The sequence below is a fragment of the Streptomyces sp. NPDC001668 genome (genome assembly GCF_042893155.1).
Taxonomy (GTDB): Bacteria; Actinomycetota; Actinomycetes; order Streptomycetales; family Streptomycetaceae; genus Streptomyces.
The window spans coordinates 453,342-479,653 of sequence record NZ_JBIAUQ010000004.1; the positions used below are offsets into that span (position 1 = coordinate 453,342).

Below are 26,312 nucleotides of genomic sequence, written 5' to 3' on the forward strand. Positions count from 1 at the left end.
CCTCGGTCACGCCGAGAACGCGCGACCATGGCACAAGCGGAACGCCGTCGAGAACGAGGAGCAGGGATGACCACCGACGCGATCGGAGCCGGCGTCACCGAGGAGGCCGTGGCCGGCCTCCACGCGACCGCCGACCCACGCCTGCGCGAACTGCTCGCGGGCCTCATCGGCCACCTGCACGACTTCGTGCGCGAGACCCGCCTCACCCGGGAGGAGTGGGAGAAGGCGATCGCCTTCCTGACCGTGACCGGACAGAAGTGCACCGACACCCGGCAGGAGTTCATCCTCCTGTCGGACGTCCTCGGCCTCTCCATGCTCGTCGAGACCATCAACGGCGACCGCGTGCAGGGCGCCACCGAGTCCACCGTGCTGGGGCCCTTCCACATGACCGAGTCGCCCGTCCGGGAACTCGGTGACGACATCGACCTGGTGGGCGGCAGCGAGCCGTGCGTGGTCAGCGGTCGGGTGCTGTCCGCCGACGGCACCCCGCTGCCCGGCGCCGTCCTCGACGTCTGGCAGGCCGACGACCAGGGCTTCTACGACGTCCAGCAGCCCGACGTGCAGCCCGCGGGCAACGGACGCGGACTGTTCACCACTGACGCCGAGGGCCGCTTCTGGTTCCGCACCTGCGTGCCGGCGCCGTACCCGATCCCCACCGACGGCCCGGTCGGCGACCTGCTCCGCGCGACCGGCCGGCACCCCTACCGGCCCGCTCACATCCACTTCATCGCCGCCGCCGAGGGCCACACCCCCGTCACCACCCACATCTTCGTCGCGGGCAGCGACTACCTCGGCTCCGACGCCGTCTTCGCCGTGAAACAGAGCCTGGTGAAGGACTTCGCGACGACCGACGACCCGTCCCTGGCCGCGGAGTTCGGCATCCCGAACCCCTTCCGGCACGCCCGCTTCGACCTCGTACTGGAGCCCAACGCATGATGTACTCGGGCGACTTCACCTACGAGAGCCGTCCGGGCCGGGTCGTGTTCCGGCCCGGCGCCGCCGTCACCGCGACCCCGGGCGAGGCCGAACACCTCGGGCTGCGGCGGGCGTTGGTGGTCTGCGGCAGCAGGGGCGAACCCGTCGCACGGGCGGTCGCGGACGCGCTCGGCGACTCCTGCGCCGGACTGCACGCCGAGGCCCGGATGCACGTACCCGCCGAGGACGCCGACCGGGCCGTGGCGGTGGCGCGCGAGACCGGGGCCGACGGGGTCGTCGCGGTGGGCGGCGGCTCGTCCATCGGCCTGGGCAAGGCGATCGCCCTGCGCACCGGCCTGCCGTTGATCGCGGTGCCGTCGACCTACTCGGGCTCCGAGATGACCCCCGTCTGGGGCCTGACCGAGGCCGGGGCCAAGCGCACCGGCCGCGACCCGCGGGTCCAGCCCCGCAGTGTCGTCTACGACCCCGAGCTGACCCTCTCCCTGCCTGTGCCGCTCACCGTGACCAGCGGTATCAACGCCCTCGCGCACGCGGTCGAGGCGCTGTACGCCCCGGACACCTCGCCGCTGATCACCCTGATGGCGGAGGAAGGCGTCCGGGCGATGACCGAGGCGCTGCCCCGACTGGCCGGTGACCCGGCGGACCTGGAGGCACGCGGACAGGCGCTCTACGCGGCCTGGCTGTGCGGCTCCTGCCTCGGGTCCACCACCATGGGCCTGCACCACAAGCTGTGCCACACGCTCGGCGGCACCTACGGTCTCCCGCACGCCGAGACCCACACCGTCGTCCTGCCGTACGCCCTCGCCCACAACGCCCCCGAGATCCCGGCGGCGTTGGCCGTGCTGAGCAGGGCACTCGGCACCGACGACCCGCCACGCGCCCTCTGGGAACTGGCCGGGCGCCTCGGAGCACCGCGTTCCCTCGCCGAACTCGGGCTCAAGGAGACGGACTTGGCGGAGGCGGCCGTACAGGTGGCGGGGCAGCCGTACGCCAACCCGCGTCGCGTGACGGCGGAGGGTGTGCGGGCGGTACTCCGGGCGGCCCACGAGGGACGTCGGCCATGAGCGCGGCAGCATTACAGAGGTCGTTGTCAGACCCGGCCGGTACCGTCGGCACATGAGAGCCGACGGAACATTCAGCGTGAAAGCGTTCGTCCCGACCGAGCTGACGCCGGAGCCCGCCGTGGCCACCGGGCTCCCGGTCGGGGTCGCGACGATCGAGAAGCATTTCGAGGGCGAGGTCGCGGGGCGCTCGGCGACCCTGTTCACCGCCGCGTACGACCAGGAGTCCGGGGTCGGCACCTATGTGGCCATGGAGTCCTTCGAGGGCTCGCTGCACGACCGGTCCGGCGCCTTCAACTTCGCGCACTCGGCGACGACCTCCGGCAGCGACCGCACTGCGGAGTTCTTCACCATCGTCCCTTCCAGCGGCACCGGGGACCTGGCGGGGATCTCCGGCACCGGGGGCCTGGCGGTCGACGCCGACGGCACCCACCGGATCTGGCTCGAGTACGAGCTCGGCTGACGGGGGCGTGGGACGGCGGGGCCGCGACCGTCCCAACTCCCAACTCCCAGCTTCCGCAAGCCGCATCGCCCACCGCGGCGCCCGACAGCTTCACGGAAAACTCACAGCACCCAATCGCAACTTTAGGTTTCAAGCGTTACGCTCACCGTCATCCGAGTGCCCGGGGGAGCGGCTCGTCCGTCATGGCACTCTCCTCCCCCCACGGTTCAGGAGACTCGGCGTGAGTGACGGCGACGTAGTGGTGATCGGCGGCGGCTATGCGGGCGTGCGGCTGGCGAAACGGCTGGACGCGACAGCCCGGGTCACCCTGGTGGATCGCAAGGATGTCTTCTTCCACCGGATTTCCTCCCTGCGGGCGGGAGTTCGCAGGGAATGGAGCGCGACCCCCTTCATCCCCTACGACCGGCTGCTGCACCACGGCCGGCTGGTCGTGGGCAAGGTGGTCCGTCTCGACACCGCCGAGCGGTGCGTGGTGATGGCCGACGGCACCCGGCTGCGCTACGACGTGGTGGTGATCGCGACCGGCGCCGACTACCCGGAACCGGCCCGCTTCACCGGGACCACCACCGAGGAGGCGATGAAGTCCTTCGCCGAGCACCAGCAGAAGATCGCCTTCGCCGAGCACGTCCTGGTCGTCGGTGGCGGCCCCTCCGGTGTCGAACTCAGCGCCGAGATCCGGCTGGCCCGGCCGGACGCCCGGGTCACGCTCGCGCACGCCGGTCCCGCGCTGCTGGGCAGCACGGGCAGCGAACGGGCCGGCCGCAAGGCGCTCGAGTGGCTGGAGGCCCACGACGTGGAGGTACGGCTCGACTCCTTCATGGCCCCCGGCAACGACTTCGGCACCTACCGCGACGCGAACGGCGACGTCATCTCCGCGGACCTCTCCTTCTGGGCGACCGGCACCACCCCCAACACCCTCTGGCTGCGCCTGGCCGGACACGGCGACTGGCTCACCCCCTCGGGGCATGTGAAGGTCGACCGCTCGCTGCGGGCCGAGGGGCAGGTGGACGTCTTCGCGGTCGGCGACGTCAACGACGCCACGGAGCTCAAGATCACCCCGGCGGCACTCGCCCAGGCCGACCTCGCCGCGTGGAACATCCGCGCCCACCTGCACAGTTCGGGCCGGCACCGCAAGAAGCCCCGCTTCTACCGGCCCATCCACCGCACCCCGCTGATCGTGCCCTTCGGCCCGGCCGACGGGGTGACCATGGTGCCCGTCCTGGGCGGCGAGACGGCGGTGCTCGGCAGCCGCACCAGCACCCTGGCCAAGGCGAAGACCCTCATGACGCCCTACATGAGACGCCAACTCGGCTACACGGCGGCCTGACCCAGGCGGTGCAGTGCCGGTTCTCCGGTGCGCGACGACGCGCTGCCCTCACGCGTGCAGTACGTGCTGGGTGGGCCGGACCAGTCCCGACTCGTAGGCGAAGACGACCGCCTGGACCCGGCCGCGCGCGCCGATCTTGGTGAGGATGTTGCTGACGTGGGACTTCACGGTGGTCGGGGCGATGCAGAGCCGGTCGGCGATCTCGGCGTTGGAGTCGCCGGAGGCGACCGCGGTGAGCACGTCCCGTTCGCGTCCGGTGAGGGCGCCCAGCCGGCTGCCCGGCACGGAGTTCTCCACGGCGCGCCCGCTGCGGACGGCGTCGATGAGGGCGCGGGTCAGCCCGGGGGAGACGACCACGTCACCGGCGGCCACGACCCGGACGGCCGCGACCAGTTCCTCGGCGGTGGCCCCCTCGGGGAGGTGCCCGGCGGCACCGGAGCGCAGGGCGGCGTAGGGATGGGTGTCGTCGGCCGCGGTCAGCAGCAGGACGTGCGGGGCGCGCCCGTCCGGCGTTCGGGTCAGTCGGCGGACGGTCTCGACGGTGTCCGTGTCGGGGGTGCGGCCGTCCAGCAGGACGACGTCCGGCCGCAGCAGGGCGCTCAGCCGGACCGCCTCGGGCCCGTGCGCGGCCTCGCCGACGACGGTCAGATCCGGCTGGGCCTCGAGGAGCATGCGGAGGCCGACACGCTGAAGTGACTGGCCGGTGGCGATGAGGACGCTGGTCATGTCGCGTTCTCCATTCTCGTCCAGCGGACACGCTTGCTGAACGAAACGGTTTCGTTCTCGTGGGTTTCAGCGTAACTCCACGGCTATCGAAACGGGAGCGTATCGATTGTGGGGTGGCTCACATTCCGGTTGTCGGCCCAGAAGTTTGGAGCGGGGGGCAACCCGGCCCGGACCGGTGGCGACTCCACGGTGAATCCCAGCCCCCACGAAGGGAGTTCACCCCATGCGCACCCGCATCGTGCGTCTCGTCACCGTCCTCGCCGCCCTCCTCGCGGTACTGACCTCACCCGCCGTCACGGCGACCCCGGCACAGGCGGCGGACAACTGGAACCCGCCCGCCAACCTCGTCCAGCCCCTGGGTGAGGTGTGGAACCACGTCGAGTCGACCTACCCCGACCTCTACGGCTTCCGCAACTACGGCTGGGACCAGGTCATGGCCAACAAGGGCAGCGTCAACTACTGCGTCCGCTGGGAGTCCGACGCCCCGGTCAGCGCCGCCCTGCGCGACCAGGTCCACGCCGCCCTGAAGAAGCAGTTCGGCAAGTGGATGGCCGCCATGCTCGACAACGGCACCGGCACCAACGCCTGGCCGTACAAAACCGTGCCCGTCAACGTCGTCGGCTGGGCGGTGAAGAACCGCTCGACCCTCCAGTGGACCGACAACTCGGTCGACATCTACGCCGGAAACCTGGACGAGGGCGGAGCCCCGCAGTGTGCCCCGGACTGCGGCCGCTTCTTCCATCAGGACGGCAACTACGCGAAGTGCCCCGGCGGTGTGGCCCGCCACTACGACCAGTCGCTCTGGCTGACCAAGGGCTTCCAGGGCGGCGCGGGAGGTGACTGGGGCCAGCGCGTCGGACAGGAGTACTTCACCGGAGCCCTCGCCCAGGAGAACATCCACATCTATCTCCACGAAGTCGGCCACACCTTCGGCCTCGACGACTTCTACGACTGGACCCCCACCGGCCAGTGCTGCTTCCTGATGAACGCGGGCAGCGCGACCCAGATCACCGAGTTCGACAAGTGGATGCTGCGCGACTTCTGGCGCCACCTGAAGAATAGGTACGGCTACTGACCGCACGGGCGGCCACGTCAGTATCCTCACGGAGGACCCCGGCGAGCTCCGCTAGCTTCGCTCGGCCAGGCTCTGCGTGCCCAGCACCGAGATCAGCCGCAGCTTCTCGGCTGCCTCGGTGCCCGGCTCGGCCGAGTACACGAGGATGTGCAGGTCGTTCTCCTCCACCCGGAGCAGGTCGCAGTCGAGTGTGAGCGGGCCGACCTGTGGATGCTCGATCGTCTTGCGCGAGCCGGCGAGACGGCCCACCACCCCGGCGTCCCACAGTTCGGCGAACCGCTCGCTCCGGCTGTGCAACTCCGCTACCAACAGGGCGAGTTGGCGGTCGGCGGGATAGCGGGCGGCGCTCGCGCGCAGTTCGGCGACCATGCCCGCCTCGAAGTCCCGCCGTTCCTCAGGGGTGTGCCGCACCCGGCTCGGCATGCCCGTGAAGTTGCGCCACACGCTGTTGCGTTCGAAGCCGCGCAGCACCGACGGATCGCCCATCAGCGCCGCGTACATCGGGTTGGCCAGCAGCAGCGTCATCGCCGCGTCGGAGACCGCGACGGGAGTGTCGACCAGCCGGCCCAGCAGCCGCTGCACACTGGGCGTGATGAACGCGGGCACGACATCAGGGCCCGGCGGCACCAGTCCCGCCAGACCGAAGAGGTACGTGCGCTCGTCCCCCGAGAGCCGCAGGGCCCGGGCCAGCGCCTCCACGACCTGCACGGAGGGGTTGGCCGCACGGCCCTGTTCGAGACGGGTGACGTAGTCGACCGAGATGCCCGCCAGCAGGGCCAGTTCCTCGCGGCGCAGCCCGGCCGCGCGCCGGTGCCCGCCCGAGGGCAGCCCGGCCGCGTCCGGGGGGACCCGGTCGCGCCAGCGCCGCAGCGCCTGTCCCAGTTCTGTCGCCGCCATGGTCCTCAGTGAACACCGTCGGCCGCGGATGTGCCTGGTACCGCCAGTCCCAGGAAGAAGGGTCTTCTGGCTGACCGGGCCCCGGCGCAGCACTCTGGGTGGCATGACGACAACACTCATCACCGGAGCAAACAAGGGCCTCGGCTTCGAGACCGCCCGCCGCCTCGTCGCCGCGGGGCACACCGTGTACGTCGGCGCCCGTGACGCCGATCGCGGCCGCCGTGCCGCCGACGAGCTCGGCGCGCGGTTCGTCCAGCTCGACGTCACCGACGACGCCTCCGTCGAGGCCGCGGTCAAGGCCGTTGAGGCGGCGGGCGGCCTCGACGTCCTGATCAACAACGCCGCCATCGAGACCCGCACCGAGGACAACAGCGTGCCGGTCGCGGCGACCGTGACCGCCGATCAGATGCGCACCACCTTCGAGACGAACGTCTTCGGTGTGGTCCGCGTCCTGCACGCCTTCCTTCCGCTGCTCCAGCGCTCGGCCGCCCCCGTGGTGGTCAACGTCAGCAGCGGCCTGGGCTCGCTGACCCAACTCTCCGACCCGGACCACCCGGCGCACTTCTACCCGGGCATCGCCTACCCGACGTCCAAGGCCGCGGTCAACCTGCTCACCGTGCAGTTCGCGAAGGCGTTCCCGGCCATGCGGATCAACTCCGTGGAGCCCGGCTTCACCAAGACCGACCTGAACGGCAACACGGGCACGCAGACCGTGGCGGAGGGCGCCGAGATCATCGTGCGCATGGCACAGGTCGCCCCGGACGGCCCGACCGGCGGGTACTTCGACACCAAGGGCCCGTTGCCCTGGTGACCCACCGGTCCGGGGACGACGGGCTGGACGTCCCTGTCGGCGAACTCGCGCGATCCGGTCCGGGGCTCAGACGACCGCGTCGGCACGCAGCGCCGCGATGTCGTCGCCGGTGCGGCCGAGTTCCGTGAGGATCGCCTCGGTGTGCTCACCCACCGCCGGGACCGGGTCCATGCGCGCGGGCAGTCCGGCGAGGTCGGCCGGGGGCAGCAGCGCCTCCATCGTGGCGCCGCCGGGGAGGGTGACCTCCTGCCAGCGGCCGCGGGCGGCCAGGACCGGGTGGTCGAGGAACGCGGCGACGTCGTTGACCCCGGCGCAGGCGATACCGATGCCCTCCAGATCCTTCAGGACCTCGGCGGCGTCGGAGCGCGCGATCCGCTCGGCGACCACGGCGTTGATCTCCTCGCGGTGGGCGACCCGGGCCGAGCCGGTGGCGAAGCGCGGATCCTCGGCCAGCTCGGGCCGTCGTAGGAAACGGGTGCAGAGGGCGAGCCACTCGCGTTCGTTCTGGATGGAGAAGAGGACGTCCTTGCCGTCGGCGGCGGTGAAGGCGCCGTACGGGGCGATGGTGGCGTGCTGGGTGCCCAGCCGCGGCGGCTGACTGCCCCCGTAGCGGGTGTAGTTGGCCGGCTGGCTCATCCACTCGGCCAGTGCCTCGAACAGGGACACCTCCACCGGGTGCGCGGTGCCGGTGGTGGCGCGGGTGTACAGGGCGGTCAGGATGCCGCTGTAGGCGTACATCCCGGCCGCGATGTCGGCGATGGAGATCCCCACCCGCGCGGTCTCCTCGGCGGTCCCGGTCAGCGACACCAGGCCCGTCTGGCACTGCACCAGCAGGTCGTACGACTTGCGGTCCGCCCACGGCCCGTCGGTGCCGTATCCGGAGATCGTGCACGGGATCAGCCGGGGCCGGTGCTCGGCGAGGACGTCCACGCCCAGGCCCAGCCGGTCGGCGGCGCCCGGAGCGAGGTTCTGGACGAACACGTCGGCGCCGTCGAGGAGTTGGTGCAGGATCTCCAGGCCGCGCGGATCCTTCAGGTCCAGGGTGAGCGACTCCTTGGACCGGTTGAGCCACACGAAGTAGCTGGAGTGGCCGTGCACGGTGGTGTCGTAGCGGCGGGCGAAGTCACCCTCGCCCGGCCGCTCCACCTTGATCACCCGGGCGCCGAGGTCGGCGAGCTGGCGGGTGGCGTAGGGCGCGGCCACGGCCTGCTCCAGGCTGACCACCGTGACCCCGGACAGGGGATGCTGAGGCAGGCTCATGCGGCCCTTTGTACGGCCCGATCCGAAAGGGTGTCAACGACGCCGCACCCCTGTGACCTGTGCACTTCGCCACCCCGTCACTGCCGTCGAGGTCACTTTCACCGACTGGTTCGTGCGGCCTTTCGGTGGCCGCCGCTCAGTTCTGGCGGCCCGGATGGCACAGGACCATGACCGCGCGCGCGACGAGTTCTCCGGCCCCGCCGAGTTCCTGGCGGTAGCGGTCCGTGGTCTCCCTCACCGTCTCCACGAAACCTGGGTCGGAGGCGCGGGCCCGGGCCGGGACGGGGAGTTCCCGGGCCATCTCGCGGCGGCGCGCCAGCAGCGCGATGATCTCCTCGTCGAGACGCTCTATCCGGGTCGGTGACATGTCTTGCCCGGCGGCGGTGGCCTGGTTCGTCGTCACGCTGGAACTCCGTTCGTCTGCGCGGAATGCGCCGCGTTCCTTCACAGGTGGTCCTTCAGCACCTTGCCCGTGAGGGTCGGCGGAAATTCCTCCGGAACGTCAGACCGGTGTGCCGAGGGCTTCCAGGGCTCGTACCAGGGGGGCGAGTTCGGGGTTCCGGGCGGCCTGGTCGAGGGCTTCGCGCAGGGCCTTCTCGTTGGTGGGGCGGGCCTGTTCGAGGAGGGTGCGGCCGGCGTCGGTGACGTCGGTGTAGATGCCGCGGCGGTCGGTGGGGCACAGGTAGCGGGCGAGCAGGCCGCGGTCCTCGAGGCGGGTGACCAGGCGGGTGGTGGCGCTCTGGCTGAGCACGACGGCGTCGGCGACCTGCTTCATCTGCAGGTGTCCGCCCTCGCCGTCGTGCTGGCGGCCCAGGACGTCGAGCAGGGAGTACTCGCGCACACTGAGGTCGTGTCCGGACTGCAGGGCCTTCTCGATGTGGGCCTCGATGCGTCCGTGCAGCAGGGAGAGCGCGCACCAGCCCTGGGCGAGGGCGGTCATCGAGGGGTCTGTCGCGGTCATGGGGCCTGCTTCCTCCGTCCCGGTACGGGTACCTCCAGGATATTGCATCGCTGAAACTTTCAGCGTCTGCTTCTATAGTGCGCGCGCAACTATCGCGCGGCTGTCAGAACCCGCACCCGCAGAGAGCGACCTCCGATGACGACCCGGCCCTCCACCACGACCCTCTGGCGCCCGACCGGCCCCAAGGAGCTGGACCTGGTCCGGGAGCTCGACTGGCGTGCCTGGCCGCCGCGGCTGCCCGAGCAGCCCATCTTCTACCCGGTCCTCAACGAGGACTACGCGATCCGCATCGCCCGGGACTGGAACGTCAAGCACGACGGCGCCGGCTTCGTGACTCGCTTCGACGTCGAGTCGGACTTCCTGGGCCGCTATCCCGTCCGGCAGGCGGGCGGCCGAACGATCCTCGAACTGTGGGTCCCGGCCGAGGAGCTCGACGAGTTCAACGCGCACATCGTCGGCCGGATCGAGGTCGTGCACGAGTTCCGCTGAGCCGCTGGGCTCCCGCTACGGCCGTGCCAAGTGCCGCATCGCCAGGGCCAGTTGCAGCCGCAGTCGACCCTGAGGCGTGCGCAGCGGCCAGCCCAGCACGTGCTCGGCGTGGGACAGCCGGTCCTGGAGCGTGGAGTGGTGGACGCTGATCTCGGCGGCGGCCGCGCGCAGGCTCGCCGTCGAGACCACGGCGTGCAGCGTGGCGAGCAGCCAGGGCGTGCTCGCCCCCGCCGCCTCCAGCGCCCGGACGTCGGGCGGCGGCTCCGCGCCGGGCGCGACGAGGTCGGCCAGCAGCGCGACGCCGCCCAGCTCGTCCGCGTACACGACCTTCGGTCCAGGATCCTGAGCCGTGCCCTCCGCGGTGAAGCGCAGTGCCGTGCGGGCGTCCGCCCAGGACCGCGGCAGATCGAGCACGGGCACGGCGGGCCCCACCCCGATCCGCCCCGCCGGCCATTCGGCGTCCGCCCGCCCGGCCACGATCCGGGGCCGCCCGCCGAGCGGGGCCAGCGCACGCGCGGACACCGCGGGATCCAGTCCGAGCCCACGCACCGCGTGCAACCGGGCGGCTTCGGGCGCCGTCGCGTCCAGCACGGTCTCGACCAGCGCCGGATCATCGACAGGCGCGCGTCCCCGCGTACGGTCCAGAACGAGCCGTACGGCCCCCGCGGCCCGCTCCAGAATCACCGCGTCGACCACACTGGGCGCCGCCTCGGCCCGCTCCAGCCACAGCGTGGCCGCTCCGCCGGGCGCGAGCGCGGCGGAAGGCCAGCCGGGTTCCGGCGGCGCCCCGGAGTCCCGGCGGGTCCCGTCGGCCTCGACCCGGACCTGCACCCGCCGCTCGGCATCGACCAGCCGCGCGGGCACCCCGGCCAGTACGGCCGCGCCGCGCACCAGCGCCTCCAGCCCCGCGCGGGCCTCGGACAGCCGGTCGAAGTAGGCGATGACCCGGACCGCGGCACCGGCATCGGGATCCAGCGCGGTCAGGCGCCCGGCCAGCTCTTTCATAGGCCCATGGTGCGGCATGGGGGCCGCGGGGCGCCCCCGCGCGGAGCTGTGAGATGTGCCGGTTCGTCACGTGGCGGGGCAGCGCCGGCCGCCTTCGCCGCGTGACACAGCCGGTTCCTTCCTTGCTCCTCCCGCAGCGCCCTCAGCAGCCCAGCAGCCTCCGCAGCCAGGCCAGGTGCGCCGCCCGCGCCGCCTGGGACAAGGCCGCCTGCGGCGCGAAACCGTCGAACCCGTGGAAGCCGCCCGGCCACACATGCAGCTCCGCGACCCCACCCGCCTGCCAGATCCGGGACGCGTACGCGACGACCTCGTCCCGGAACGTCTCCGCCGATCCCACGTCGAGGAAGGCGGGCGGCAGCCCCGACAGGTCCTCGGCCCGGCCCGGCGCCGCGTACGCCGGAACGTCCGGGCCACCCCGCAGCTCACCCAGCAACGCGGTCCAGCCCGTCTCGTTGGCCGTACGGTCCCAGACCCCGAGCCCCGCCATCTGGTACGACGAGGGACTGTCGTTGCGGTCGTCCAGCATCGGGCACATCAGCAACTGGCCCATCGCCCGGGGCCCCTTGCGGTCCCGGGCGAGCAGCGCCAGCGCCGCCGAGAGCCCGCCACCGGCGCTCGCACCGGCGATCACGATCCGCTCGGGGTCGCCACCGAGCTCCCCGGCGTGCTCGGACGTCCACACGTACCCGGCGTAGACGTCCTCGACCGGCGCCGGATGCGGATGTTCGGGCGCCAGCCGGTACTCCACCGACACCACGACCGCGTCCAGCTCCTTCGCCCAGGCCAGCGGACCGTCCACGCCGACACGGTTGTTGCCGAGGACCATGCCCCCGCCGTGGACGTGGTAGATCACCGGACGCCCGGTGCCGGCGGGCGCCGGAGCGGTGGGCCGGCAGATCAGCAGCGAGATCTCGGGGGCACCCTCAGGTCCCGGCACCGACCGGTCCTCGACCTCGAAGAACCCGTCCAGGGTCAGATCCAGGTCGGCCAGCATCTCGATGCCCGGCCCCTGTCGCATGGCGTCGATCTCGTCCAGGGTGAAACCGGGCGGGATCACGTCCTTGATCACGTCCAGGGCGGCACCGAGCTCGGGGTCGAACGGGGGCGGCACATGTGTCATGGCTTCTCCTCACGCGGGGCGCGGCGGCTCGTGGCGTCATGATCGGGGCAACGGCGTCCGTCCGGGGCGCCGCCGTACGGCGGAACCTGCCCGCCGTACGGCGGGTGACGGGAGGTGGGATTCCGCCACGTTCCCTCGCGACCTGCGGTTCCTTGCCATCGCGTCACCTGTTGTTCACCTTTTGCAGGTGGAAGGGCTCCCGGGCGGTGACAACGCTGTCGATACCCCCATGCACCAGGAGAACCAGTGAACGTCTCTGTCACCGTCTGGCTGCTGACGTCGTCGCCCTGTGCGTCCTGGTCGGCGCCGACTTCCTCATCGGCCGCAAGCCCCACGACGTGTCCGTCAAGGAAGCCGGCGTCTGGACCGTCGTCTGGGTCGTGCTGGCCTGTCTCTTCGGTCTCGGACTGCTCCTGTTCGGCGGCGGGAAACCCATGGGCGAGTTCTTCGCCGGGTACATCACCGAGAAGTCCCTGAGCGTCGACAACCTCTTCGTGTTCGTCCTGATCATGGGCAAGTTCGCGGTGCCCTCGCAGTACCAGCAGCGGGTGCTGATGGTCGGCGTCGTGATGGCGCTCGTGCTGCGCGCCGGGTTCATCGCGGCCGGAGCGGCGATCATCTCCGCGTTCTCCTGGGTGTTCTACCTCTTCGGCGCGTTCCTGATCTGGACCGCGTGGAAGCTCGTCCAGGACGCCCGCAAGGGCGGGCATGACGAGGAGTACGAGGAGAACAAGCTGCTGAAGATGGTGGAGCGGCGCTTCGGCGTGGCCGACCGCTACCACGGCACCAAGCTGTGGATCGAGCAGAACGGCAAGCGGGTCATGACCCCGATGCTCGTCGTGATGCTCGCGATCGGCTCCACCGACGTGCTCTTCGCCCTGGACTCCATCCCCGCGATCTACGGCCTCACCCAGGACCCGTACATCGTCTTCACCGCCAACGCCTTCGCCCTGATGGGCCTGCGCCAGCTGTACTTCCTCATCGGCGGCCTGCTGAAGAAGCTGGTCCACCTCAGCTACGGCCTCTCGATCATCCTGGGCTTCATCGGCGTCAAACTCGTCCTGCACGCCCTCCACGAATCCGGCGTCCACGTCCCCGAGATCAGCATCCCCTTCTCGCTGGGCTTCATCGTCCTCGTCCTGACGATCACCACGCTGACGAGCCTGCGGGCGGCGAAGAGGCAGGAGCCGGCGGAGGCGGAAGGGGTGGCGTGAGAGCGCCCCGCGTAGGAGGCCGCATGGGCGGCGCCGACTAACACCTGTAGTCACCGACCTCGCTCGGGATCCGGGCGCGGGTGCGGGTCCGGTGACGTCCACCGTGTATTCCGCGCCGCCGGCTGCCGGGGGGCATCGGCACGGTCGCGGTGTGACGGCCTTCGCGTCCGTCCCCTCCCGCCCAGACCGGACACTCGCTCACGTCAGGCTCCCGTGCGGTTGCGCGCCCTGTGCGGCTCCCGTCGAGGCTCGACGGCTGTCATGCGACCAAGGGCAGGCCGGGAAGCGGTCCCGACTCGGCGGGCACGCACACCTGACTGTCCCCAAGGTCGGCCGCCGCCAAGGCCGACGGCTGAGGGGTGTCACGTGATCGACGCCGGGGCGGGGAGCCGTTGGCGCTCACGTCAGGCTCTCGCGCGGTGGTGTGCCTCTTGCGGCTTCTGCCGAGGCCCGGCGGCTGTCGCCCACCGACGCAGGGCCCTCGGAAGCTGCTCCCACCTGGCCCGTGCACACCAGGCCGCGCCCATCGTCGGCTTCTGGCGAGGGCCGACGGCGGTCACGCCACCGACGCCGGGCCGGGAGGTAGCTCGCTCCGGCCGGGTTGGCGCTCATGCCAGGCTCTGGCGCGGTCGAGCGCCCTTTGCGGGATCGGCGGCAGGCCGGGAAGCTGCTCCCATCTGGCCGGCACGCACACCAGGCCGTCGCCCATCGTCGGCTTCTGGCGAGGGCCGACGGGGGGCACGCCACCGACGCCGGGCCGCGAAGCTGCTCCCACCCGGCCAACGCTCACCCCGAGCCCCGCACCGTAAACCGCCCCCCGCACCGCGTCCCCCTTGACTTCGAGAGCGCTCCAAGCTCTAGCGTCGGCAAGGTCGTTGCAGGGTCACGTGGACGGAGACGGACATGCGTGTGGGCGTGCACATCAACCGGTTCAACCATCCCGAGGGCGCACCCGCTCTCGGGGCCGAGCTCGCCGCCGCGGGTGCCGCGGCGGAGGCGGCCGGGGTGAGTTGGCTGTCGGTGATGGACCACTACTTCCAGATGGAGTTCAACGGCGGCGCCGAGGACGCCATGCTGGAGGCCTACACAACCCTCGGCTTCCTCGCGGCCCACACCGAGACGGTCCAGCTCGGCGCGCTGGTGACCGGGGTGACGTACCGCCACCCCGGACTGCTCGCCAAGATCGCGACCACGCTCGACGTGCTCTCCGGCGGCCGGGCCACCCTCGGCATCGGAGCCGCCTGGTACGACCGGGAGCACGAAGGGCTCGGCGTGCCGTTCCCGACGCTCGCGGAGCGCTTCGAGCGGCTGGAGGAGACCCTGCGGATCTGTCTGCAGATGTGGGACCCGGCGACGAACGGCCCCTTCGAGGGCGCGCACTACCGGCTCGCGGAGACCCTGTGCGTACCGGCCCCGGTCAGCAGCCCGCGCCCCGAGATCATGATCGGCGGAAGCGGCGAGAAGAAGACCCTGCGCCTGGTCGCCCGCTACGGCGACGCCTGCAACCTGTTCGCCACCTCCCCGGAGGAGGTCACGCACAAGCTCGACGTGCTGCGCCGCCACTGCGACACCGAGGGCCGGGACTACGCCGAGATCCGCAAGACGATGACCTACACGGCCGACGGCGGCGACCTGGACGCCTTCACCCGGGACATCACCGGCTACGCCAAGCTCGGCATCGACACGGTCATCCTCGCCCCGCGCACCGGCGCCCCCGCCGAGTGGATCGAACGCTTCACGGCACCCGCCGTACAGCGGCTCGCGGATCTCGACTGACCCGACCTGGACTAGCCCTCCGCGACGATCCGGCGGGCCGCCTCCGTCTTCTTCCGGTGGGCCGTGAGGAGGCTCTGCAGGGATTCGGAGTTCTTGTTTATCTCCGCCTTCTGCAGGGCTGATTCGGCCTTGAACCAGATGTCGAGCAGATCGGTCTTCTCCTTGCAGCGCACATCCGCACGCGCGGTCTCTTTCTCTCTCATGGAGATGTCCTCGCCTTGGAACTCCTTGTTGTTCGCCGGTTCGAGCGGAGACGTATATCGGAATCCTGAACTCCGCATGCAGGCGGACCAGTTCCGGAATGCCTCCTTCACCAGTGGCTCGGTCAGCGAATCCGTATAGCTTCGCGTGGAGATGTCACGGGCGATCTCCACCGCTCCCGGGGCGTCGTACTTCTTCGCCAGTTCCGCCACCGCCTGGCCGAAGCAGCCGTTCCTCGGCACTTCCCTGCCTTTGTAGACGACCTTTTCGGCGCTGCCCGGTTCCGCGCCCCGGTTTCCGTAGAACACCCGCAGGGCGTCCTCGGGAAGGTCGGGGCCGGCCGGCAGGGGGCCGATGTCGGGGTGGTAGCCGAGGCGTGCCGCCTCGCTCGCGCTGGACAGTCCGTAGCGGCGATCGGCGGACGGGGAGGTCTCGGCCTCCCGCTCGGCCGGCTCGTACGTGATGCCAAAGGTGCGCAGACAGCGCTTGGTCAGGACCTGCTGCGCGGACTCGATGACGGCGGCCTCGTCAGGGGTGTAGCTGTAACGGGCAATGGGCAGCCGTTCGACAAAGGTGACCTGCGGTTTTGCCGCAGAAGTGCCCGATGGGACAGGGGACTCGGTGGACCCGGCCGGGGCGCCGCCCGTGCCCGGACCGCTCCCGGAGGAGCAGCCGAGCAGGGCGGCGGCCAGGGCCAGGCACATGGGTGCCAGGCGTCGCACGCGGATCAGAACTTGTAGCAGGTGTTGTCGGCGCGGCCGTACCCGAAGGAGGCGTTGTTGTTGTACGTGTTCTTCAGCTTGTACGCCGACCCGAACTCCGGGAGGGCGTCGCAGGCGCCCTGGAGGTTGCTGTTGAAGTAGATCACCAGGTTGTACGGGGCCATGTTGACCGCGGAGGCGGAGTTGTTCTTGACGGCCAGGCCCTTTCCGGCGCCCTCGCCGAGGAACGTGTAGCCGTTCAGGCTGTAGTGGTCGAAGCCGCGGAACACGGTACGGGAACCGGCATAACCGGTGTTGTAGTAGAACCGCATGCAGTAGGTCTGGGAATCGGGACAGGTGAGTCCCGCATCGGCATTCGACTGCGGAGCCACTCCGAGTACCAGCCCCGCAGTGGCGGTGGCGGTCACACCGAGGGAAGCGAAGGTTCTGCTCAAACGCATGGCAAATCTCCCGTGTTGGTCATACACGATTGGACCGGCGCCATAATTCCTCGCCGCGTGAGCCGGATGATCGTAACAACCTCTGATCCGTTGGGGCATTGGGAATTGCTGCTGTGGCACATGCTGACCGGGGACATCAGGGGCTATGTCGACTGATATCCGTGTTGTGGGCGGTCCCCGGCAACTGCCCCGTGGGCGCCCCGCGTTGGGCGGGTCGGCGATGACGGGGAGCCGGAGGCCGGGGAGCCCGAAAGCATGACCGACCCGATCCGACCCGATCCGACCTGACCCGATCCGACCCAGGACCCTCGCAGTCGGGCGGGCGCCCCGGTTACCTGATCACCGGCTACGCGGAAGCGAGAGCGGCCCTTGGTGATCCCCGGCTGTCAAGGGACACGGCGGTGGCGCGGCTGCGGCCGTTCATGGCGCAGGTCCGACGTCATCGACGCGGCCTCGTACGCCCTGGCCGACTACATGACAGGCCTGGTCGCCGCCAAGCGCCGGGGCCCCGGCGACAGTCTGGACGACGCCCCGGTGCTGGTGGCCGTCGGCGCGGCCAACCGCGCCCCCTGCGCTTCCCCTCGGCGGACCTGCTCGACCTGGCCCGTGTGCCACCGGTCATCTCGGCTTCGGCCGCGGCGGAGATCGTCCTGCGCGCGGTGCTGGCCCGGTTCCCCGGCATCCGCCTCGCCGAGCGGCCTGAGCGGCTGGAACGGCGGCCTACTCGTCTCCTTCGCGGGCTCTCCGCGCTCCCCGTCGCGTATCTAACCCGCCCGCGCGGCGGTCGGCCGGCTGCGGGAGACGACCCGTGTCCCGCGGCCGTCGGTCACGCGGACCTGCAACGAGCCGCACGCGCAACGGGTCCACGCCGTCCCACCCGTCGCTGTGCCGTGCCGGGACACCACCTGGAAGGGCTCGGCGTCGTCCGGCCAGCCGCAGTGCGGGCAGACGGCGCGGGTCGTGCTGCTCATGGTGACTCCTCGTACCTCGTGGGCTGTTGGGCGGCCGTCGCGAGACAGCCCAGGATGCGGCGGCGTCTTCGTTCACGTCCAGGTTGACTTTCCGGACCCGACCTTGAAGCGTGGGCTTCATGATTGACCTGCGCCGGCTCCACGTCCTGAGGGCGGTCGCCCACTACGGCACGGTCACCGCGGCCGCCCGCGCCCTGCACTTCACGCCGTCCGCGGCCTCCCAGCAGATCCGGCAGCTCGCCCGCGACCTGGACGTGGACCTCCTCGAACCCCAGGGCCGCGGGGTGCGTCTCACCCCGGCCGCCAGAAGCCTGCTGGCACACGCCGACGCCATCCAGGCCCGCTGGGAACAGGCCGAACTCGATCTGCGCGCCGACCGGGTGGAGCCCGCGGGACCGCTGCGGGTGGGCGGCCTGGCCGCGGCCGTCTCGGTGCTGCTCGCCCCCATGGCCTGCCGACTGCGCGAGCGGCATCGCCGACTGACCGTCAGCATCCAGGAGTCGGGCGTGCCGGAGAGCTTCGACCTGCTCTTCGAGGGGGAGATCGACCTGGCCGTCGTGGAGGCGACCCCGCACAACCCGCCCATGAGCGACCCCCGCTTCGACCAACAGCCCCTGCTGGACGACCCGTTCGACCTGGTCGTACCCGCGGACCATCCGTTGGCCGAGCGTGACCGCGTGCACCTCGCGGAAGCGGCCTACGAGGACTGGATCGCCCCCGTCGCGGACAGCCCCTGCCGTACGCACGTCATGTCGGCCTGCGGGGCGGCCGGTTTCAGCCCGAGCGTGGTCCACCACGCGGTGGAGTGGAACGTCACCGCCCACCTGGTCGCCCACCGCCTGGGCGTGGCCCTGATCCCCCGCCTGGCCCGGCTGACCCCGCACCTGCCGGTCACGAGGGTCCGCTGCGAGGGCAACCCCCACAGAAAGCTGCTGACCTGCACGCGCGCCGGAGCACAGGAACGCCCGGCGATCGCGGCGGCGTTGAGGGTGCTCCGGGATCTGGCGCCCACGGCAGTGGCCTGAGAGGCGGCGGGGGCGGTCACCCCTGTGAGGTGAAGCGGACGCACAAAAGGGGCCGGAGCAGAAAACCCCGACCCCGTTGAGCTGCCGCAGGCGTCAGGCCGCGGCGACCTCACCCGCGTTGCTGTGCAGCTGCGCGACGACCTCGGTCAGCTGCGCGGCGACCTCGGCGTCGTCGGCCGGGTGCGTCTCGGCGAAGCGCACGACCGAACCCGGGATGGACAGCTTGACGTCCTCGAGCACCTTGCCGCCGGCGATGCCCACGGCCTTGCGGGTCTCGTCCTGCGCCCACACGCCGCCGAACTGACCGAACGCGGTACCGACCACGGCGACGGGCTTGCCGCCGAAGGCGCCGGCGCCGTACGGGCGCGACAGCCAGTCGATGGCGTTCTTCAGGACGGCCGGGATGGTGCCGTTGTACTCGGGGGAGAAGAACAGGAACGCGTCGGAGGCCTGCGCGGCCTCGCGCAGCTTGGCGGCGGCCGCGGGGACGTCGCCCTCCACGTCGATGTCCTCGTTGTAGAAGGGGATCTCGGCCAGGCCCTCGTAGAGCACGACCTCCGCGCCCTCGGGGGCGTGCTTGACGGCCGCCTCGGCGAGCTGACGGTTGTGCGAACCGGCGCGGAGGCTTCCGACGAGCGCGAGAATGCGAACAGACATGCGAATCTCCAAGGGAGCTGAAACATTGCCGTAATGATGCGGACCGGGGTCCGCTTAATGTTGTACCTCCTTAAGCGGACCCCGGTCCAGTTTTCTTCCCGCTGCTTTACGCTTATTTCATGTCCGCCGTCCTGCCCCCCCTGCCGACTCCCCCGGATCCCACCGGGGAGCCCGAGCTGCTTCAGCTCGGCGCCCCCGAGGACGAGCCCTGCCTGCGCGCCGACGCCGCCCGCAACCGGGCCCGGCTCCTGGAGGCCGCGGCGCGCCTGGTCGCGGAGCACGGCGCGGCCGGGGTCACGATGGAGGCGGTGGCCGCGGCCGCGTCGGTCGGCAAGGGCACCGTCTTCCGCCGCTTCGGTGACCGCACCGGCCTGCTGACGGCACTGCTCGACCACTCCGAGCGGAACTTCCAGGCGGCCTTCCTCAGCGGCCCCGCCCCGCTCGGCCCCGGTGCGCCGCCCGTCGACCGGCTGCGCGCGTTCGGCCGCGCCACCCTGCGCCGGTCCGTCGACGAAATGGACCTGCAGCTGGCCGCCGAGCCGAGCCCGGAGCGCCGGTTCACCCCCGCGCCCCGCCGGGTGCACCAGAGCCATGTGACCCTGCTGCTGCGCCAGGCCGTCCCGGAAGCGGACTGCGAACTCCTCGCCCAGGCCCTCATGGGCTACCTCGATCCCGCCGCCATCCATCACCTCACCCGGAGGCGCCAGATGCCGCTGGAGCGCCTGGAGAAGGGCTGGGACGACCTCGTCGCCCGGCTCACCTGCACCGATCCGCCGACGTGAGATCGGGCCGCGCCCCGGCCTGAAACACCGTCACAGCTTCTGCAAAGATGACGACCGTCATGGTGCAGATACCGAAAACGCCCGCGCCCGTTTCCCCGGCGACGCGCCCGGTTCCCACGAGCGCCGACGTGGCCCGCCTGGCCGGCGTCTCGCGAGCGACCGTCTCCTACGTCCTCAACAACACCAGCGCCGTCCGGATCAGCGAGCCCACGCGCCGCCGCGTCCACAAGGCCGCCAAGGAACTCGGATACGTCCCGCACGCGGCCGCCCGCAGCCTGCGCGCCGGTCACAGTCGGATGGTCCTGATGCCCGCCCCCTCCATCCCGGTCGGCCCGCTGTACAGCCAGTTCATCAGCGAACTCCAGTGGGCCCTGGGCCGGTTGGACTACACCGTCGTGCAGTACGGCAGTGTCGGCCTCCAGGGCGACGAGGCCGCCCGCGCCTGGGCGGAGCTGCGTCCGGTCGCCGTCCTGGTGCCCGGCACGGGACTCGGCCCGCAGGGGGTGGCCCTGCTCCGGCGCTCCGGAGCCCGGGCGGTGGTCACCCTCGGCCCCGAGGCGGTCGAGGGAGCCCACGCCCTGCTCATGGACCACGCGGGCGTCGGCCACAGTGCCGCCGCCCACCTGTACGCCCGCGGCCGGCGCCGCATCGGTGTCGTGGTCCCCGAGGAGCCCGGCCTGGAGCCCTTCTCACTGCCCCGACTGGCAGGCGTGCGCAGGGCCCTGCACGGAACGGACGCCACCTTGACGGAGCTGTCCCTCGCCTTCGAGGAGCGGTCCGCGGCCAAGCTCGCCGCCCGCTGGCGGGAGCTCGACCTGGACGCCGTGTTCGCGTACAACGACGAGTACGCGATGCTGTTAATGCGCGCTCTCCAGGACGAGGGCCTCCGCATCCCCCAGGACACGGCGGTGATCGGCGCCGACGACCTGCTCCTGGGCCGGCTGCTGCGGCCCCGGCTGAGCACGGTCCACCTCGAGCTCCCGTCCGGCCGTGACCTCGCCGAACTGGTCGACCGAGCGGTGCGCGAACCGGGCACCGCGCCCGAGACGCACACGGTGCTGGGTGCCACAGTGGTAGAGCGCGACTCCAGCTGACGCAGGGAGGCCTGCCATGCGCACCACGGTCGGGATCATCGGCGGCGGCCCCGCCGGACTGCTCCTCGCCCGCCTCCTGCACCGTGCCGGCATCGACTGCGTGGTCCTGGAGAGCAGGACCCGGGAGTACGTCGAGCACCGCCAGCGCGCGGGCATGCTGGAGCAGGGCACGGTCGACGCCCTGCGCGCGTGCGGCGCCGCCGGACGTCTGGACGCCGAGGGGCTCGTCCACCAGGGCATCGAGCTGCGGTTCGCGGGGGAGCAGCACCACCTCGACTTCCCGGTCCTCACGGGTGGCCGCACGGTCACCATCTACGCCCAGACCGAGATCGTGAAGGACCTCGTCGCGCTCCAACTGGCCGAGGGGCCACCGCTGTTGTTCGAGGCGGAGGCCCTGGCGGTCGAGAAGCCGGAGAGCGACACCCCTGTCGTGCGGTTCCTGCACGAGGGCCGCGAACAGACGCTGACCTGCGACTGGGTCGCGGGCTGCGACGGCTTCCACGGCATCTCGCGCGGAGCCTTCCCGACGGCGACGAGCCGGACGTACGCGCACGACTACCCGTACTCCTGGCTCGGGATCCTCGCCGACGTGGCCCCGTCCTGCGAGGAGTTGATCTACGCGCGCGGGGAGCGCGGTTTCGCCCTGCACAGCATGCGCTCACCCTCCGTCTCCCGGCTCTACCTCCAGGTCCCCAACGGCACCGAGGCCGGCGAATGGTCCGACGAGCGGATCTGGGACGAGCTCGCCGCACGCTTCGCGATCGACGCCGACTGGACCCTCGCCCGCGGCCCCATCACCGCCAAGTCGGTGACGCCCATGCGGAGTCACGTCCACGAACCGATGCGGCACGGCCGCCTCCTGCTCGCCGGCGACGCCGCGCACATCGTGCCGCCGACCGGGGCCAAGGGGCTCAACCTCGCCGTGTCGGACGTGTCCGTCCTCGCCCGTGCGCTGACCGGTCTGTACCGCACGGGATCGACACAATTGATCGACAGATATTCTGCGTTGTGTCTTTCTCGTGTGTGGCAGGCCACGCGGTTCTCGTACGACATGACTAGGATGTTGCACGCTCAACCAAACGGGGATGCGTTCGAGAACGGACTGCAGCTCGCACGGCTGCGCCGCATCACCGCATCCCGCCATGCGGCCGCCGAACTGGCCGCGAACTACACGGGACTACCGCTCCCCGTGTGAGTCCCACCGGTGATCGAACGGAGAGCCGTCATGTCGTTGCTCGACCCCAAGAGCTGGCAGCCCCACCCCCTGTCGGGACCTGAGTACGCGGTCACCGAGCCCGCCACCGGCGACACCCTCGCCACCGTCACCCTCGCCGGCGGCGAGGACGTGGCACGCTCCGCCGAGGCCGCCCGCGCCGCCCAGACCGAGTGGGCCCGGCTCCCGCACTTCGTCCGGGCCGGCGTGCTGCGCAAGGCCGGCGACCTGTTCGCCGCGCACGCCGACGAACTGCGCGGATGGCTCGTCCGCGAGTCCGGGTCCATCCCCGGCAAGGCCGACTTCGAACTGCACGTGGCCGCCCAGGAGTGCTACGAGGCCGCCGCCCTCGCCTCCCGCCCCGCGGGACAGGTGCTGCCCAGCGAGGCGCCCCGGCTGTCCTACACGCGCCGGGTCCCGGTCGGCGTGGTGGGCGTCATCTCGCCCTTCAACGCCCCGCTGATCCTCTCCATCCGCTCCGTCGCCCCGGCCCTCGCCCTCGGCAACGCGGTGATCCTCAAGCCGGACCCGCGCACCGCGGTCTGCGGCGGGCTCTCCCTCGCCGCGGTCTTCGCCGAGGCCGGGCTGCCCGAGGGTCTGTTCCATGTCCTGCCCGGCGGCCCCGACGTCGGCCAGGCCCTGGTCGCCGACCCGCGCGTCCCCGTCATCTCCTTCACCGGCTCGACCGCGGCGGGCCGCGCGGTGGGGGAGGCGGCCGGACGCCACCTCAAGCGCGCCCACCTGGAGCTCGGCGGCAACTCCGCGATGATCGTCCTGGAGGACGCCGACATCGAGGCCGTGATCTCCACGGCGGCCTGGGGATCCTTCTTCCACCAGGGCCAGATCTGCATGACGACGGGCCGCCACCTGGTCCACGAATCGCTGTACGCGGAGTACGTCGAGCGGCTGGCCGCCAAGGCCGACTCGCTCGCCGTCGGCGACCCCAACAAGGAGCAGGTCCACCTCGGGCCGATCATCGACGACAACCAGCTCGCCAAGGTGCGCGGCCTGGTCGAGGCCAGCACCGCCCAGGGCGCCAAGCTGGCCGCCGGAGGCACGCACGACAAGCTCTTCTACCGCCCGACGGTCCTCGCGGGCCTCGACGACAACACGCCCGCCTACGCGGAGGAGGTCTTCGGGCCCGTCGCGCCCGTACGGTCCTTCAGCACCGTCGACGAGGCGGCCGCGCTGGCCGCCGCGGGGCCGTACGGCCTCTCGCTCGGCATCGTCACCGGGGACGCGGCCCGCGGTCTCGACCTGGCGGAGCGGATCCCTACCGGCATCGTGCACATCAACGACCAGACCGTGAACGACGAGGCGGTCGCGCCCTTCGGCGGTATCGCCGCGTCCGGCACCGGCGCCCGCTTCGGCGGCGAGGCCAATGTGGAGGCCTTCACCGACGTGCGCTGGACGACGGTGCGCGCGGACGTGGCGACGTACCCCTTCTAGGGGCTACTCGCCGTTCTGCTCGGCCTGGGCCTGCTGCGCGGCCACGGACTTGCGGACCTCGTCCATGTCCAGCTTGCGGGCCTGCCCGATGACGTCCGTCAGGGCCGATTCGGGCAGCGCGCCCGGCTGGGCGAACACCGCGACCTGGTCGCGGACGATCATCAGCGTCGGGATCGACTGGATACCGAAGGCCGCGGCCAGCTCCGGCTGCGCCTCGGTGTCCACCTTGCCGAAGACCAGGTCGGGGTTGTCCTCGGCGGCCTTCTCGTAGACCGGCGCGAACTGGCGGCAAGGACCGCACCAGGACGCCCAGAAGTCGATCAGGACAAACTCGTTGTCCGTGACCATCTGGTCGAAGTTCTCCTTGGTGAGCTCCACGGTGCTGCTCATGACGTGATCCCTCTTCCTGGTGTCGAAGCGAAGCCGTCGGCACAACACGGCCGCCCGGCCGGGTATTCCACAGCTGTCACCACGCGGTGTCCGGCGCGCGTACCCCTGGTGGCCCGAGCGCACACCACCCACCAGACTGGGCCCATGACGGAAACGGAAAACATCGCGAACAGCACCTACGACGTCGTGGTGCTCGGTGCCGGGCCCGTGGGGGAGAACGTGGCCGACCGCACCCGCGCGGCCGGCCTGTCCACCGCGGTCGTGGAGAGCGAGCTGATCGGCGGAGAGTGCTCGTACTGGGCCTGTATGCCCAGCAAGGCCCTGCTGCGGCCGGTGATCGCCCAGGCGGACGCGCGCCGCCTGCCCGGCCTGAGCGCCGCGGTCCAGGGCCCCCTCGACGCGGCCGCGGTCCTCGCACGCCGGGACTACTGGGCCTCCGACTGGAAGGACGACGGCCAGGTCGGCTGGCTGGAGAGCATCGGCGCCGAGATCCACCGCGGCCACGGCCGTCTCAGCGGGGAGCGCACGGTCACGGTCACCGCCCCCGACGGCACACGGAAAGTGCTGACCGCCCGGCACGCCGTGGCCGTCTGCACCGGCACCCGGGCCGTCCTGCCCGACCTGCCCGGTCTCGACGCGGTCAAGCCCTGGACCAGCCGCGAGGCGACCAGCGCGAAGGCGGCGCCCGGACGGCTCGTCGTGGTCGGCGGGGGAGTGGTCGCCACCGAGATGGCCACCGCCTGGCAGGCCCTCGGCTCCCGGGTCACGCTCCTCGTACGCGGCAAGGGCCTGCTCAACCGCATGGAGCCCTTCGCAGGCGAGCTGGTCGCCGAGGCGCTCACCGAGGCGGGCGTCGACGTCCGCACCGGTACCTCGGTCGAGTCCGTCACCCGCGAGAACGGCACGGTCGTGGTCGTCACCGGAACCGGCGACCGCATCGAGGCCGACGAGATCCTCTTCGCCACCGGCCGCGCCCCGCACACGGACGACATCGGCCTCGACACCATCGGCCGGAAGCCCGGCAGCTGGCTGGAGGTCGACGACAGCCTCCGCGTCACCGGCAGCGACTGGCTCTACGCCGTCGGCGACGTCAACCACCGCGCGCTCCTCACCCACCAGGGCAAGTACCAGGCCCGTATCGCGGGTGCCGCCATCGCCGCCCGCGCCGCCGGAGCCCCGGTCCAGGAAGACCCGTGGGGCGCCCACACCGCGACCGCCGACCATGACGCCGTGCCCCAGGTCGTCTTCACCGACCCGGAGGCGGCCTCCGTCGGCCTGTCCCTGGCCGAGGCCGAACAGGCGGGCCACCGCGTCCGTGCGGTCGACTACGACCTCGCCTCGGTGTCGGGCGCCGGCCTCTACGGCGACGGCTACCGCGGCCGCGCCCGCATGGTCGTCGACCTGGAACGCGAGATCCTCCTCGGCGTCACCTTCGTCGGCCCCGGCGTCGGTGAACTGATCCACTCCGCGACGATCGCGGTCGCGGGCCAGGTCCCGATCAGCAGGCTGTGGCACGCGGTCCCGTCGTACCCGACGATCAGCGAGGTGTGGCTGCGGCTCCTCGAGGCGTACCGGGACAACTAGGAGGGCAGCTCGAAGCCGAGGGACGCGGCCGCCCGCTCCGGCGTCGGCTGCGTCCAGCGCTCGGCCATCGCCTGGTTCGAGGACAGCGAGCGCGGCTCGGCACGGTCGAGGTAGAGCATGCCGTCGAGGTGGTCCGTCTCGTGCTGGACGATCCGCGCGGGCCAGCCGGTGAACACCTCGTCGACCGGGCGGCCGTGCTCGTCCTCGCACCTCAGCCGCACCTCGGCGGGCCGCGCCACCACGGCCTGCCACCCCGGCACGCTCAGACAGCCCTCGAAGAACGCCACCCGCCCGGTGCCGACCGGTTCGTACGACGGGTTGACCAGCACCCGGAACGGTTGCGGGACGCGTCCGCGCGCCAGCCGTACCTCCTCCGGTACCGGCGCGGGGTCCTCGATCACCGCGATCCGCAAGGGGACCCCGACCTGAGGAGCGGCGAGACCGACGCCGGGCGCGGCGTGCATCGTGATGCGGAGGGCCTCGACGAAGCGGGAAAGGAGAGCGGCGTCCAGGTGGCCGTCGTAAGGCTCGATGCCCTGCCGCAGCACCGGATCGCCGGCCGCGACGATCGGGAGCGGGCCGTCCGTGGTGAGGAGTTCCTCGACCAGTTCGGCAAGGGGCTTGCGGGGACTCGGAGTTGCCATCGCGCCAGGATGCCACGAG

Annotated in this window: 27 protein-coding genes and 1 pseudogene; 15 read left to right on the forward strand and 13 right to left on the reverse strand. The window is 71.4% G+C overall.

The window, feature by feature from the left end:
• The first annotated feature begins 66 nt into the window (after positions 1-66).
• The 4 genes from ACFYZ8_RS15355 to ACFYZ8_RS15370 all read left to right on the forward strand — a co-directional run bounded on the left by ACFYZ8_RS15355 (position 67) and on the right by ACFYZ8_RS15370 (position 3,787).
• Positions 67-936, forward strand: a complete 870-nt coding sequence (locus ACFYZ8_RS15355; RefSeq protein WP_388532823.1) for an intradiol ring-cleavage dioxygenase — start codon at positions 67-69, stop codon at positions 934-936.
• Entirely contained in the window at positions 933-2,000 is a 1,068-nt protein-coding gene (locus tag ACFYZ8_RS15360) for a maleylacetate reductase (RefSeq protein WP_388532825.1), read from the forward strand. The genes ACFYZ8_RS15355 and ACFYZ8_RS15360 overlap by 4 nt, the downstream gene beginning before the upstream one ends.
• 52 nt (positions 2,001-2,052) lie before the next feature.
• Positions 2,053-2,460 carry a DUF3224 domain-containing protein gene (locus tag ACFYZ8_RS15365; RefSeq protein WP_359031226.1) on the forward strand — a complete coding sequence of 136 codons (408 nt, stop codon included), beginning with the start codon at positions 2,053-2,055 and terminating at the stop codon, positions 2,458-2,460.
• A 220-nt stretch (positions 2,461-2,680) separates the two neighbouring features.
• Entirely contained in the window at positions 2,681-3,787 is a 1,107-nt protein-coding gene (locus ACFYZ8_RS15370; protein ID WP_359031227.1) for an FAD-dependent oxidoreductase, read from the forward strand.
• A 48-nt stretch (positions 3,788-3,835) separates the two neighbouring features.
• Here the strand turns inward: ACFYZ8_RS15370 and ACFYZ8_RS15375 are convergent, their stop codons facing one another.
• Positions 3,836-4,513 carry a LuxR C-terminal-related transcriptional regulator gene (locus ACFYZ8_RS15375; RefSeq protein ID WP_388532827.1) on the reverse strand — a complete coding sequence of 226 codons (678 nt, stop codon included), beginning with the start codon at positions 4,511-4,513 and terminating at the stop codon, positions 3,836-3,838.
• Between the two features lie 223 nt (positions 4,514-4,736).
• Here ACFYZ8_RS15375 and ACFYZ8_RS15380 point away from each other — a divergent pair, with 223 nt between their 5' ends.
• Positions 4,737-5,588 (forward strand): hypothetical protein, encoded by an 852-nt coding sequence (locus tag ACFYZ8_RS15380; RefSeq protein WP_388532829.1) that lies wholly within the window; start codon positions 4,737-4,739, stop codon positions 5,586-5,588.
• Between the two features lie 51 nt (positions 5,589-5,639).
• On the opposite strand, the gene ACFYZ8_RS15385 is transcribed toward ACFYZ8_RS15380, so the two are convergent.
• Entirely contained in the window at positions 5,640-6,485 is an 846-nt protein-coding gene (locus ACFYZ8_RS15385) for a helix-turn-helix transcriptional regulator (RefSeq protein WP_359031230.1), read from the reverse strand.
• 103 nt (positions 6,486-6,588) lie between these two features.
• Between ACFYZ8_RS15385 and ACFYZ8_RS15390 the strand changes: the two genes are divergently transcribed.
• On the forward strand, positions 6,589-7,296 hold the full coding sequence (locus ACFYZ8_RS15390; protein ID WP_388532830.1) for an SDR family NAD(P)-dependent oxidoreductase: 708 nt from the start codon (positions 6,589-6,591) through the stop codon (positions 7,294-7,296).
• A 66-nt stretch (positions 7,297-7,362) separates the two neighbouring features.
• On the opposite strand, the gene ACFYZ8_RS15395 is transcribed toward ACFYZ8_RS15390, so the two are convergent.
• From ACFYZ8_RS15395 to ACFYZ8_RS15405, 3 genes are all read right to left on the reverse strand, one after another.
• Complete coding sequence (locus ACFYZ8_RS15395; protein WP_388532831.1) at positions 7,363-8,556, reverse strand: CaiB/BaiF CoA transferase family protein; 1,194 nt, start codon at positions 8,554-8,556, stop codon at positions 7,363-7,365.
• Between the two features lie 136 nt (positions 8,557-8,692).
• Positions 8,693-8,959, reverse strand: coding sequence for a hypothetical protein (locus tag ACFYZ8_RS15400; protein ID WP_359031233.1), 267 nt, complete (start codon positions 8,957-8,959; stop codon positions 8,693-8,695).
• Between the two features lie 99 nt (positions 8,960-9,058).
• On the reverse strand, positions 9,059-9,517 hold the full coding sequence (locus ACFYZ8_RS15405; protein ID WP_388532832.1) for a MarR family winged helix-turn-helix transcriptional regulator: 459 nt from the start codon (positions 9,515-9,517) through the stop codon (positions 9,059-9,061).
• Between the two features lie 135 nt (positions 9,518-9,652).
• On the opposite strand from ACFYZ8_RS15405, the gene ACFYZ8_RS15410 reads away from it, so the two are divergent.
• On the forward strand, positions 9,653-10,006 hold the full coding sequence (locus ACFYZ8_RS15410; protein ID WP_359031235.1) for a hypothetical protein: 354 nt from the start codon (positions 9,653-9,655) through the stop codon (positions 10,004-10,006).
• A 15-nt stretch (positions 10,007-10,021) separates the two neighbouring features.
• Here ACFYZ8_RS15410 and ACFYZ8_RS15415 read toward each other — a convergent pair whose 3' ends face one another.
• Both ACFYZ8_RS15415 and ACFYZ8_RS15420 read right to left on the reverse strand, forming a co-directional pair.
• Positions 10,022-11,011, reverse strand: coding sequence for a helix-turn-helix domain-containing protein (locus tag ACFYZ8_RS15415; RefSeq protein ID WP_388532834.1), 990 nt, complete (start codon positions 11,009-11,011; stop codon positions 10,022-10,024).
• Positions 11,012-11,153: 142 nt separating this feature from the next.
• Positions 11,154-12,131 carry an alpha/beta hydrolase gene (locus tag ACFYZ8_RS15420; RefSeq protein WP_388532835.1) on the reverse strand — a complete coding sequence of 326 codons (978 nt, stop codon included), beginning with the start codon at positions 12,129-12,131 and terminating at the stop codon, positions 11,154-11,156.
• A gap of 246 nt (positions 12,132-12,377) precedes the next feature.
• On the opposite strand from ACFYZ8_RS15420, the pseudogene ACFYZ8_RS15425 reads away from it, so the two are divergent.
• Positions 12,378-13,345 (forward strand): annotated as a pseudogene (locus ACFYZ8_RS15425) (TerC family protein).
• A gap of 903 nt (positions 13,346-14,248) precedes the next feature.
• Positions 14,249-15,121 (forward strand): LLM class F420-dependent oxidoreductase, encoded by an 873-nt coding sequence (locus ACFYZ8_RS15430; protein ID WP_388532840.1) that lies wholly within the window; start codon positions 14,249-14,251, stop codon positions 15,119-15,121.
• An 11-nt stretch (positions 15,122-15,132) separates the two neighbouring features.
• On the opposite strand, the gene ACFYZ8_RS15435 is transcribed toward ACFYZ8_RS15430, so the two are convergent.
• The 3 genes from ACFYZ8_RS15435 to ACFYZ8_RS15445 form a co-directional block, all read right to left on the reverse strand.
• A complete protein-coding gene (locus ACFYZ8_RS15435) occupies positions 15,133-16,044 on the reverse strand; it encodes a hypothetical protein (RefSeq protein WP_388532842.1) in 912 nt (303 codons plus the stop codon).
• Positions 16,045-16,049: 5 nt separating this feature from the next.
• Positions 16,050-16,484, reverse strand: coding sequence for a hypothetical protein (locus ACFYZ8_RS15440; RefSeq protein WP_359031241.1), 435 nt, complete (start codon positions 16,482-16,484; stop codon positions 16,050-16,052).
• Positions 16,485-17,248: 764 nt separating this feature from the next.
• Complete coding sequence (locus tag ACFYZ8_RS15445; RefSeq protein ID WP_388532845.1) at positions 17,249-17,455, reverse strand: hypothetical protein; 207 nt, start codon at positions 17,453-17,455, stop codon at positions 17,249-17,251.
• A gap of 119 nt (positions 17,456-17,574) precedes the next feature.
• Here ACFYZ8_RS15445 and ACFYZ8_RS15450 point away from each other — a divergent pair, with 119 nt between their 5' ends.
• Positions 17,575-18,480 carry a LysR family transcriptional regulator gene (locus ACFYZ8_RS15450; protein WP_388532846.1) on the forward strand — a complete coding sequence of 302 codons (906 nt, stop codon included), beginning with the start codon at positions 17,575-17,577 and terminating at the stop codon, positions 18,478-18,480.
• A 93-nt stretch (positions 18,481-18,573) separates the two neighbouring features.
• On the opposite strand, the gene ACFYZ8_RS15455 is transcribed toward ACFYZ8_RS15450, so the two are convergent.
• Complete coding sequence (locus ACFYZ8_RS15455; protein WP_359031244.1) at positions 18,574-19,137, reverse strand: NADPH-dependent FMN reductase; 564 nt, start codon at positions 19,135-19,137, stop codon at positions 18,574-18,576.
• A 119-nt stretch (positions 19,138-19,256) separates the two neighbouring features.
• On the opposite strand from ACFYZ8_RS15455, the gene ACFYZ8_RS15460 reads away from it, so the two are divergent.
• Genes ACFYZ8_RS15460 through ACFYZ8_RS15475 form a run of 4 tightly spaced genes read left to right on the forward strand, consistent with a single transcriptional unit; the run spans position 19,257 to position 23,675 of the window.
• The gene (locus ACFYZ8_RS15460) at positions 19,257-19,919 is read left to right on the forward strand and encodes a helix-turn-helix domain-containing protein (RefSeq protein WP_359031245.1); all 663 of its coding nucleotides are present in this window, start codon (positions 19,257-19,259) and stop codon (positions 19,917-19,919) included.
• A 59-nt stretch (positions 19,920-19,978) separates the two neighbouring features.
• A complete protein-coding gene (locus ACFYZ8_RS15465) occupies positions 19,979-21,013 on the forward strand; it encodes a LacI family DNA-binding transcriptional regulator (RefSeq protein ID WP_389049830.1) in 1,035 nt (344 codons plus the stop codon).
• Between the two features lie 16 nt (positions 21,014-21,029).
• A complete protein-coding gene (locus ACFYZ8_RS15470; RefSeq protein ID WP_388532851.1) occupies positions 21,030-22,208 on the forward strand; it encodes a 4-hydroxybenzoate 3-monooxygenase in 1,179 nt (392 codons plus the stop codon).
• A gap of 30 nt (positions 22,209-22,238) precedes the next feature.
• Positions 22,239-23,675 carry a benzaldehyde dehydrogenase gene (locus ACFYZ8_RS15475; RefSeq protein ID WP_388532853.1) on the forward strand — a complete coding sequence of 479 codons (1,437 nt, stop codon included), beginning with the start codon at positions 22,239-22,241 and terminating at the stop codon, positions 23,673-23,675.
• Between the two features lie 3 nt (positions 23,676-23,678).
• Here ACFYZ8_RS15475 and trxA read toward each other — a convergent pair whose 3' ends face one another.
• A complete protein-coding gene (gene trxA / locus ACFYZ8_RS15480) occupies positions 23,679-24,065 on the reverse strand; it encodes a thioredoxin (RefSeq protein ID WP_053847702.1) in 387 nt (128 codons plus the stop codon).
• A gap of 144 nt (positions 24,066-24,209) precedes the next feature.
• Between trxA and ACFYZ8_RS15485 the strand changes: the two genes are divergently transcribed.
• Positions 24,210-25,649, forward strand: a complete 1,440-nt coding sequence (locus ACFYZ8_RS15485) for an NAD(P)/FAD-dependent oxidoreductase (RefSeq protein WP_359031249.1) — start codon at positions 24,210-24,212, stop codon at positions 25,647-25,649.
• On the opposite strand, the gene ACFYZ8_RS15490 is transcribed toward ACFYZ8_RS15485, so the two are convergent.
• Positions 25,646-26,293: a peptide deformylase gene (locus ACFYZ8_RS15490; protein ID WP_388532856.1), complete on the reverse strand. Its 648-nt coding sequence runs from the start codon at positions 26,291-26,293 to the stop codon at positions 25,646-25,648. The genes ACFYZ8_RS15485 and ACFYZ8_RS15490 overlap by 4 nt on opposite strands.
• Positions 26,294-26,312 lie beyond the last annotated feature (19 nt).

Coding starts and splice junctions, on each gene's coding strand:
- ACFYZ8_RS15440 (WP_359031241.1), bottom strand. CDS start 16,484: ATGCGTTTGAGCAGAACCTTCGCTTCCCTCGGTGTGACCGCCACCGCC.
- ACFYZ8_RS15430 (WP_388532840.1), top strand. CDS start 14,249: ATGCGTGTGGGCGTGCACATCAACCGGTTCAACCATCCCGAGGGCGCA.
- ACFYZ8_RS15390 (WP_388532830.1), top strand. CDS start 6,589: ATGACGACAACACTCATCACCGGAGCAAACAAGGGCCTCGGCTTCGAG.
- ACFYZ8_RS15470 (WP_388532851.1), top strand. CDS start 21,030: ATGCGCACCACGGTCGGGATCATCGGCGGCGGCCCCGCCGGACTGCTC.
- ACFYZ8_RS15355 (WP_388532823.1), top strand. CDS start 67: ATGACCACCGACGCGATCGGAGCCGGCGTCACCGAGGAGGCCGTGGCC.
- ACFYZ8_RS15360 (WP_388532825.1), top strand. CDS start 933: ATGATGTACTCGGGCGACTTCACCTACGAGAGCCGTCCGGGCCGGGTC.
- ACFYZ8_RS15450 (WP_388532846.1), top strand. CDS start 17,575: ATGATTGACCTGCGCCGGCTCCACGTCCTGAGGGCGGTCGCCCACTAC.
- ACFYZ8_RS15465 (WP_389049830.1), top strand. CDS start 19,979: ATGGTGCAGATACCGAAAACGCCCGCGCCCGTTTCCCCGGCGACGCGC.
- ACFYZ8_RS15460 (WP_359031245.1), top strand. CDS start 19,257: ATGTCCGCCGTCCTGCCCCCCCTGCCGACTCCCCCGGATCCCACCGGG.
- ACFYZ8_RS15385 (WP_359031230.1), bottom strand. CDS start 6,485: ATGGCGGCGACAGAACTGGGACAGGCGCTGCGGCGCTGGCGCGACCGG.
- ACFYZ8_RS15395 (WP_388532831.1), bottom strand. CDS start 8,556: ATGAGCCTGCCTCAGCATCCCCTGTCCGGGGTCACGGTGGTCAGCCTG.
- ACFYZ8_RS15475 (WP_388532853.1), top strand. CDS start 22,239: ATGTCGTTGCTCGACCCCAAGAGCTGGCAGCCCCACCCCCTGTCGGGA.
- ACFYZ8_RS15420 (WP_388532835.1), bottom strand. CDS start 12,131: ATGACACATGTGCCGCCCCCGTTCGACCCCGAGCTCGGTGCCGCCCTG.
- ACFYZ8_RS15485 (WP_359031249.1), top strand. CDS start 24,210: ATGACGGAAACGGAAAACATCGCGAACAGCACCTACGACGTCGTGGTG.
- trxA (WP_053847702.1), bottom strand. CDS start 24,065: ATGAGCAGCACCGTGGAGCTCACCAAGGAGAACTTCGACCAGATGGTC.
- ACFYZ8_RS15490 (WP_388532856.1), bottom strand. CDS start 26,293: ATGGCAACTCCGAGTCCCCGCAAGCCCCTTGCCGAACTGGTCGAGGAA.
- ACFYZ8_RS15405 (WP_388532832.1), bottom strand. CDS start 9,517: ATGACCGCGACAGACCCCTCGATGACCGCCCTCGCCCAGGGCTGGTGC.
- ACFYZ8_RS15410 (WP_359031235.1), top strand. CDS start 9,653: ATGACGACCCGGCCCTCCACCACGACCCTCTGGCGCCCGACCGGCCCC.
- ACFYZ8_RS15375 (WP_388532827.1), bottom strand. CDS start 4,513: ATGACCAGCGTCCTCATCGCCACCGGCCAGTCACTTCAGCGTGTCGGC.
- ACFYZ8_RS15415 (WP_388532834.1), bottom strand. CDS start 11,011: ATGAAAGAGCTGGCCGGGCGCCTGACCGCGCTGGATCCCGATGCCGGT.
- ACFYZ8_RS15455 (WP_359031244.1), bottom strand. CDS start 19,137: ATGTCTGTTCGCATTCTCGCGCTCGTCGGAAGCCTCCGCGCCGGTTCG.
- ACFYZ8_RS15445 (WP_388532845.1), bottom strand. CDS start 17,455: ATGAGCAGCACGACCCGCGCCGTCTGCCCGCACTGCGGCTGGCCGGAC.
- ACFYZ8_RS15365 (WP_359031226.1), top strand. CDS start 2,053: ATGAGAGCCGACGGAACATTCAGCGTGAAAGCGTTCGTCCCGACCGAG.
- ACFYZ8_RS15380 (WP_388532829.1), top strand. CDS start 4,737: ATGCGCACCCGCATCGTGCGTCTCGTCACCGTCCTCGCCGCCCTCCTC.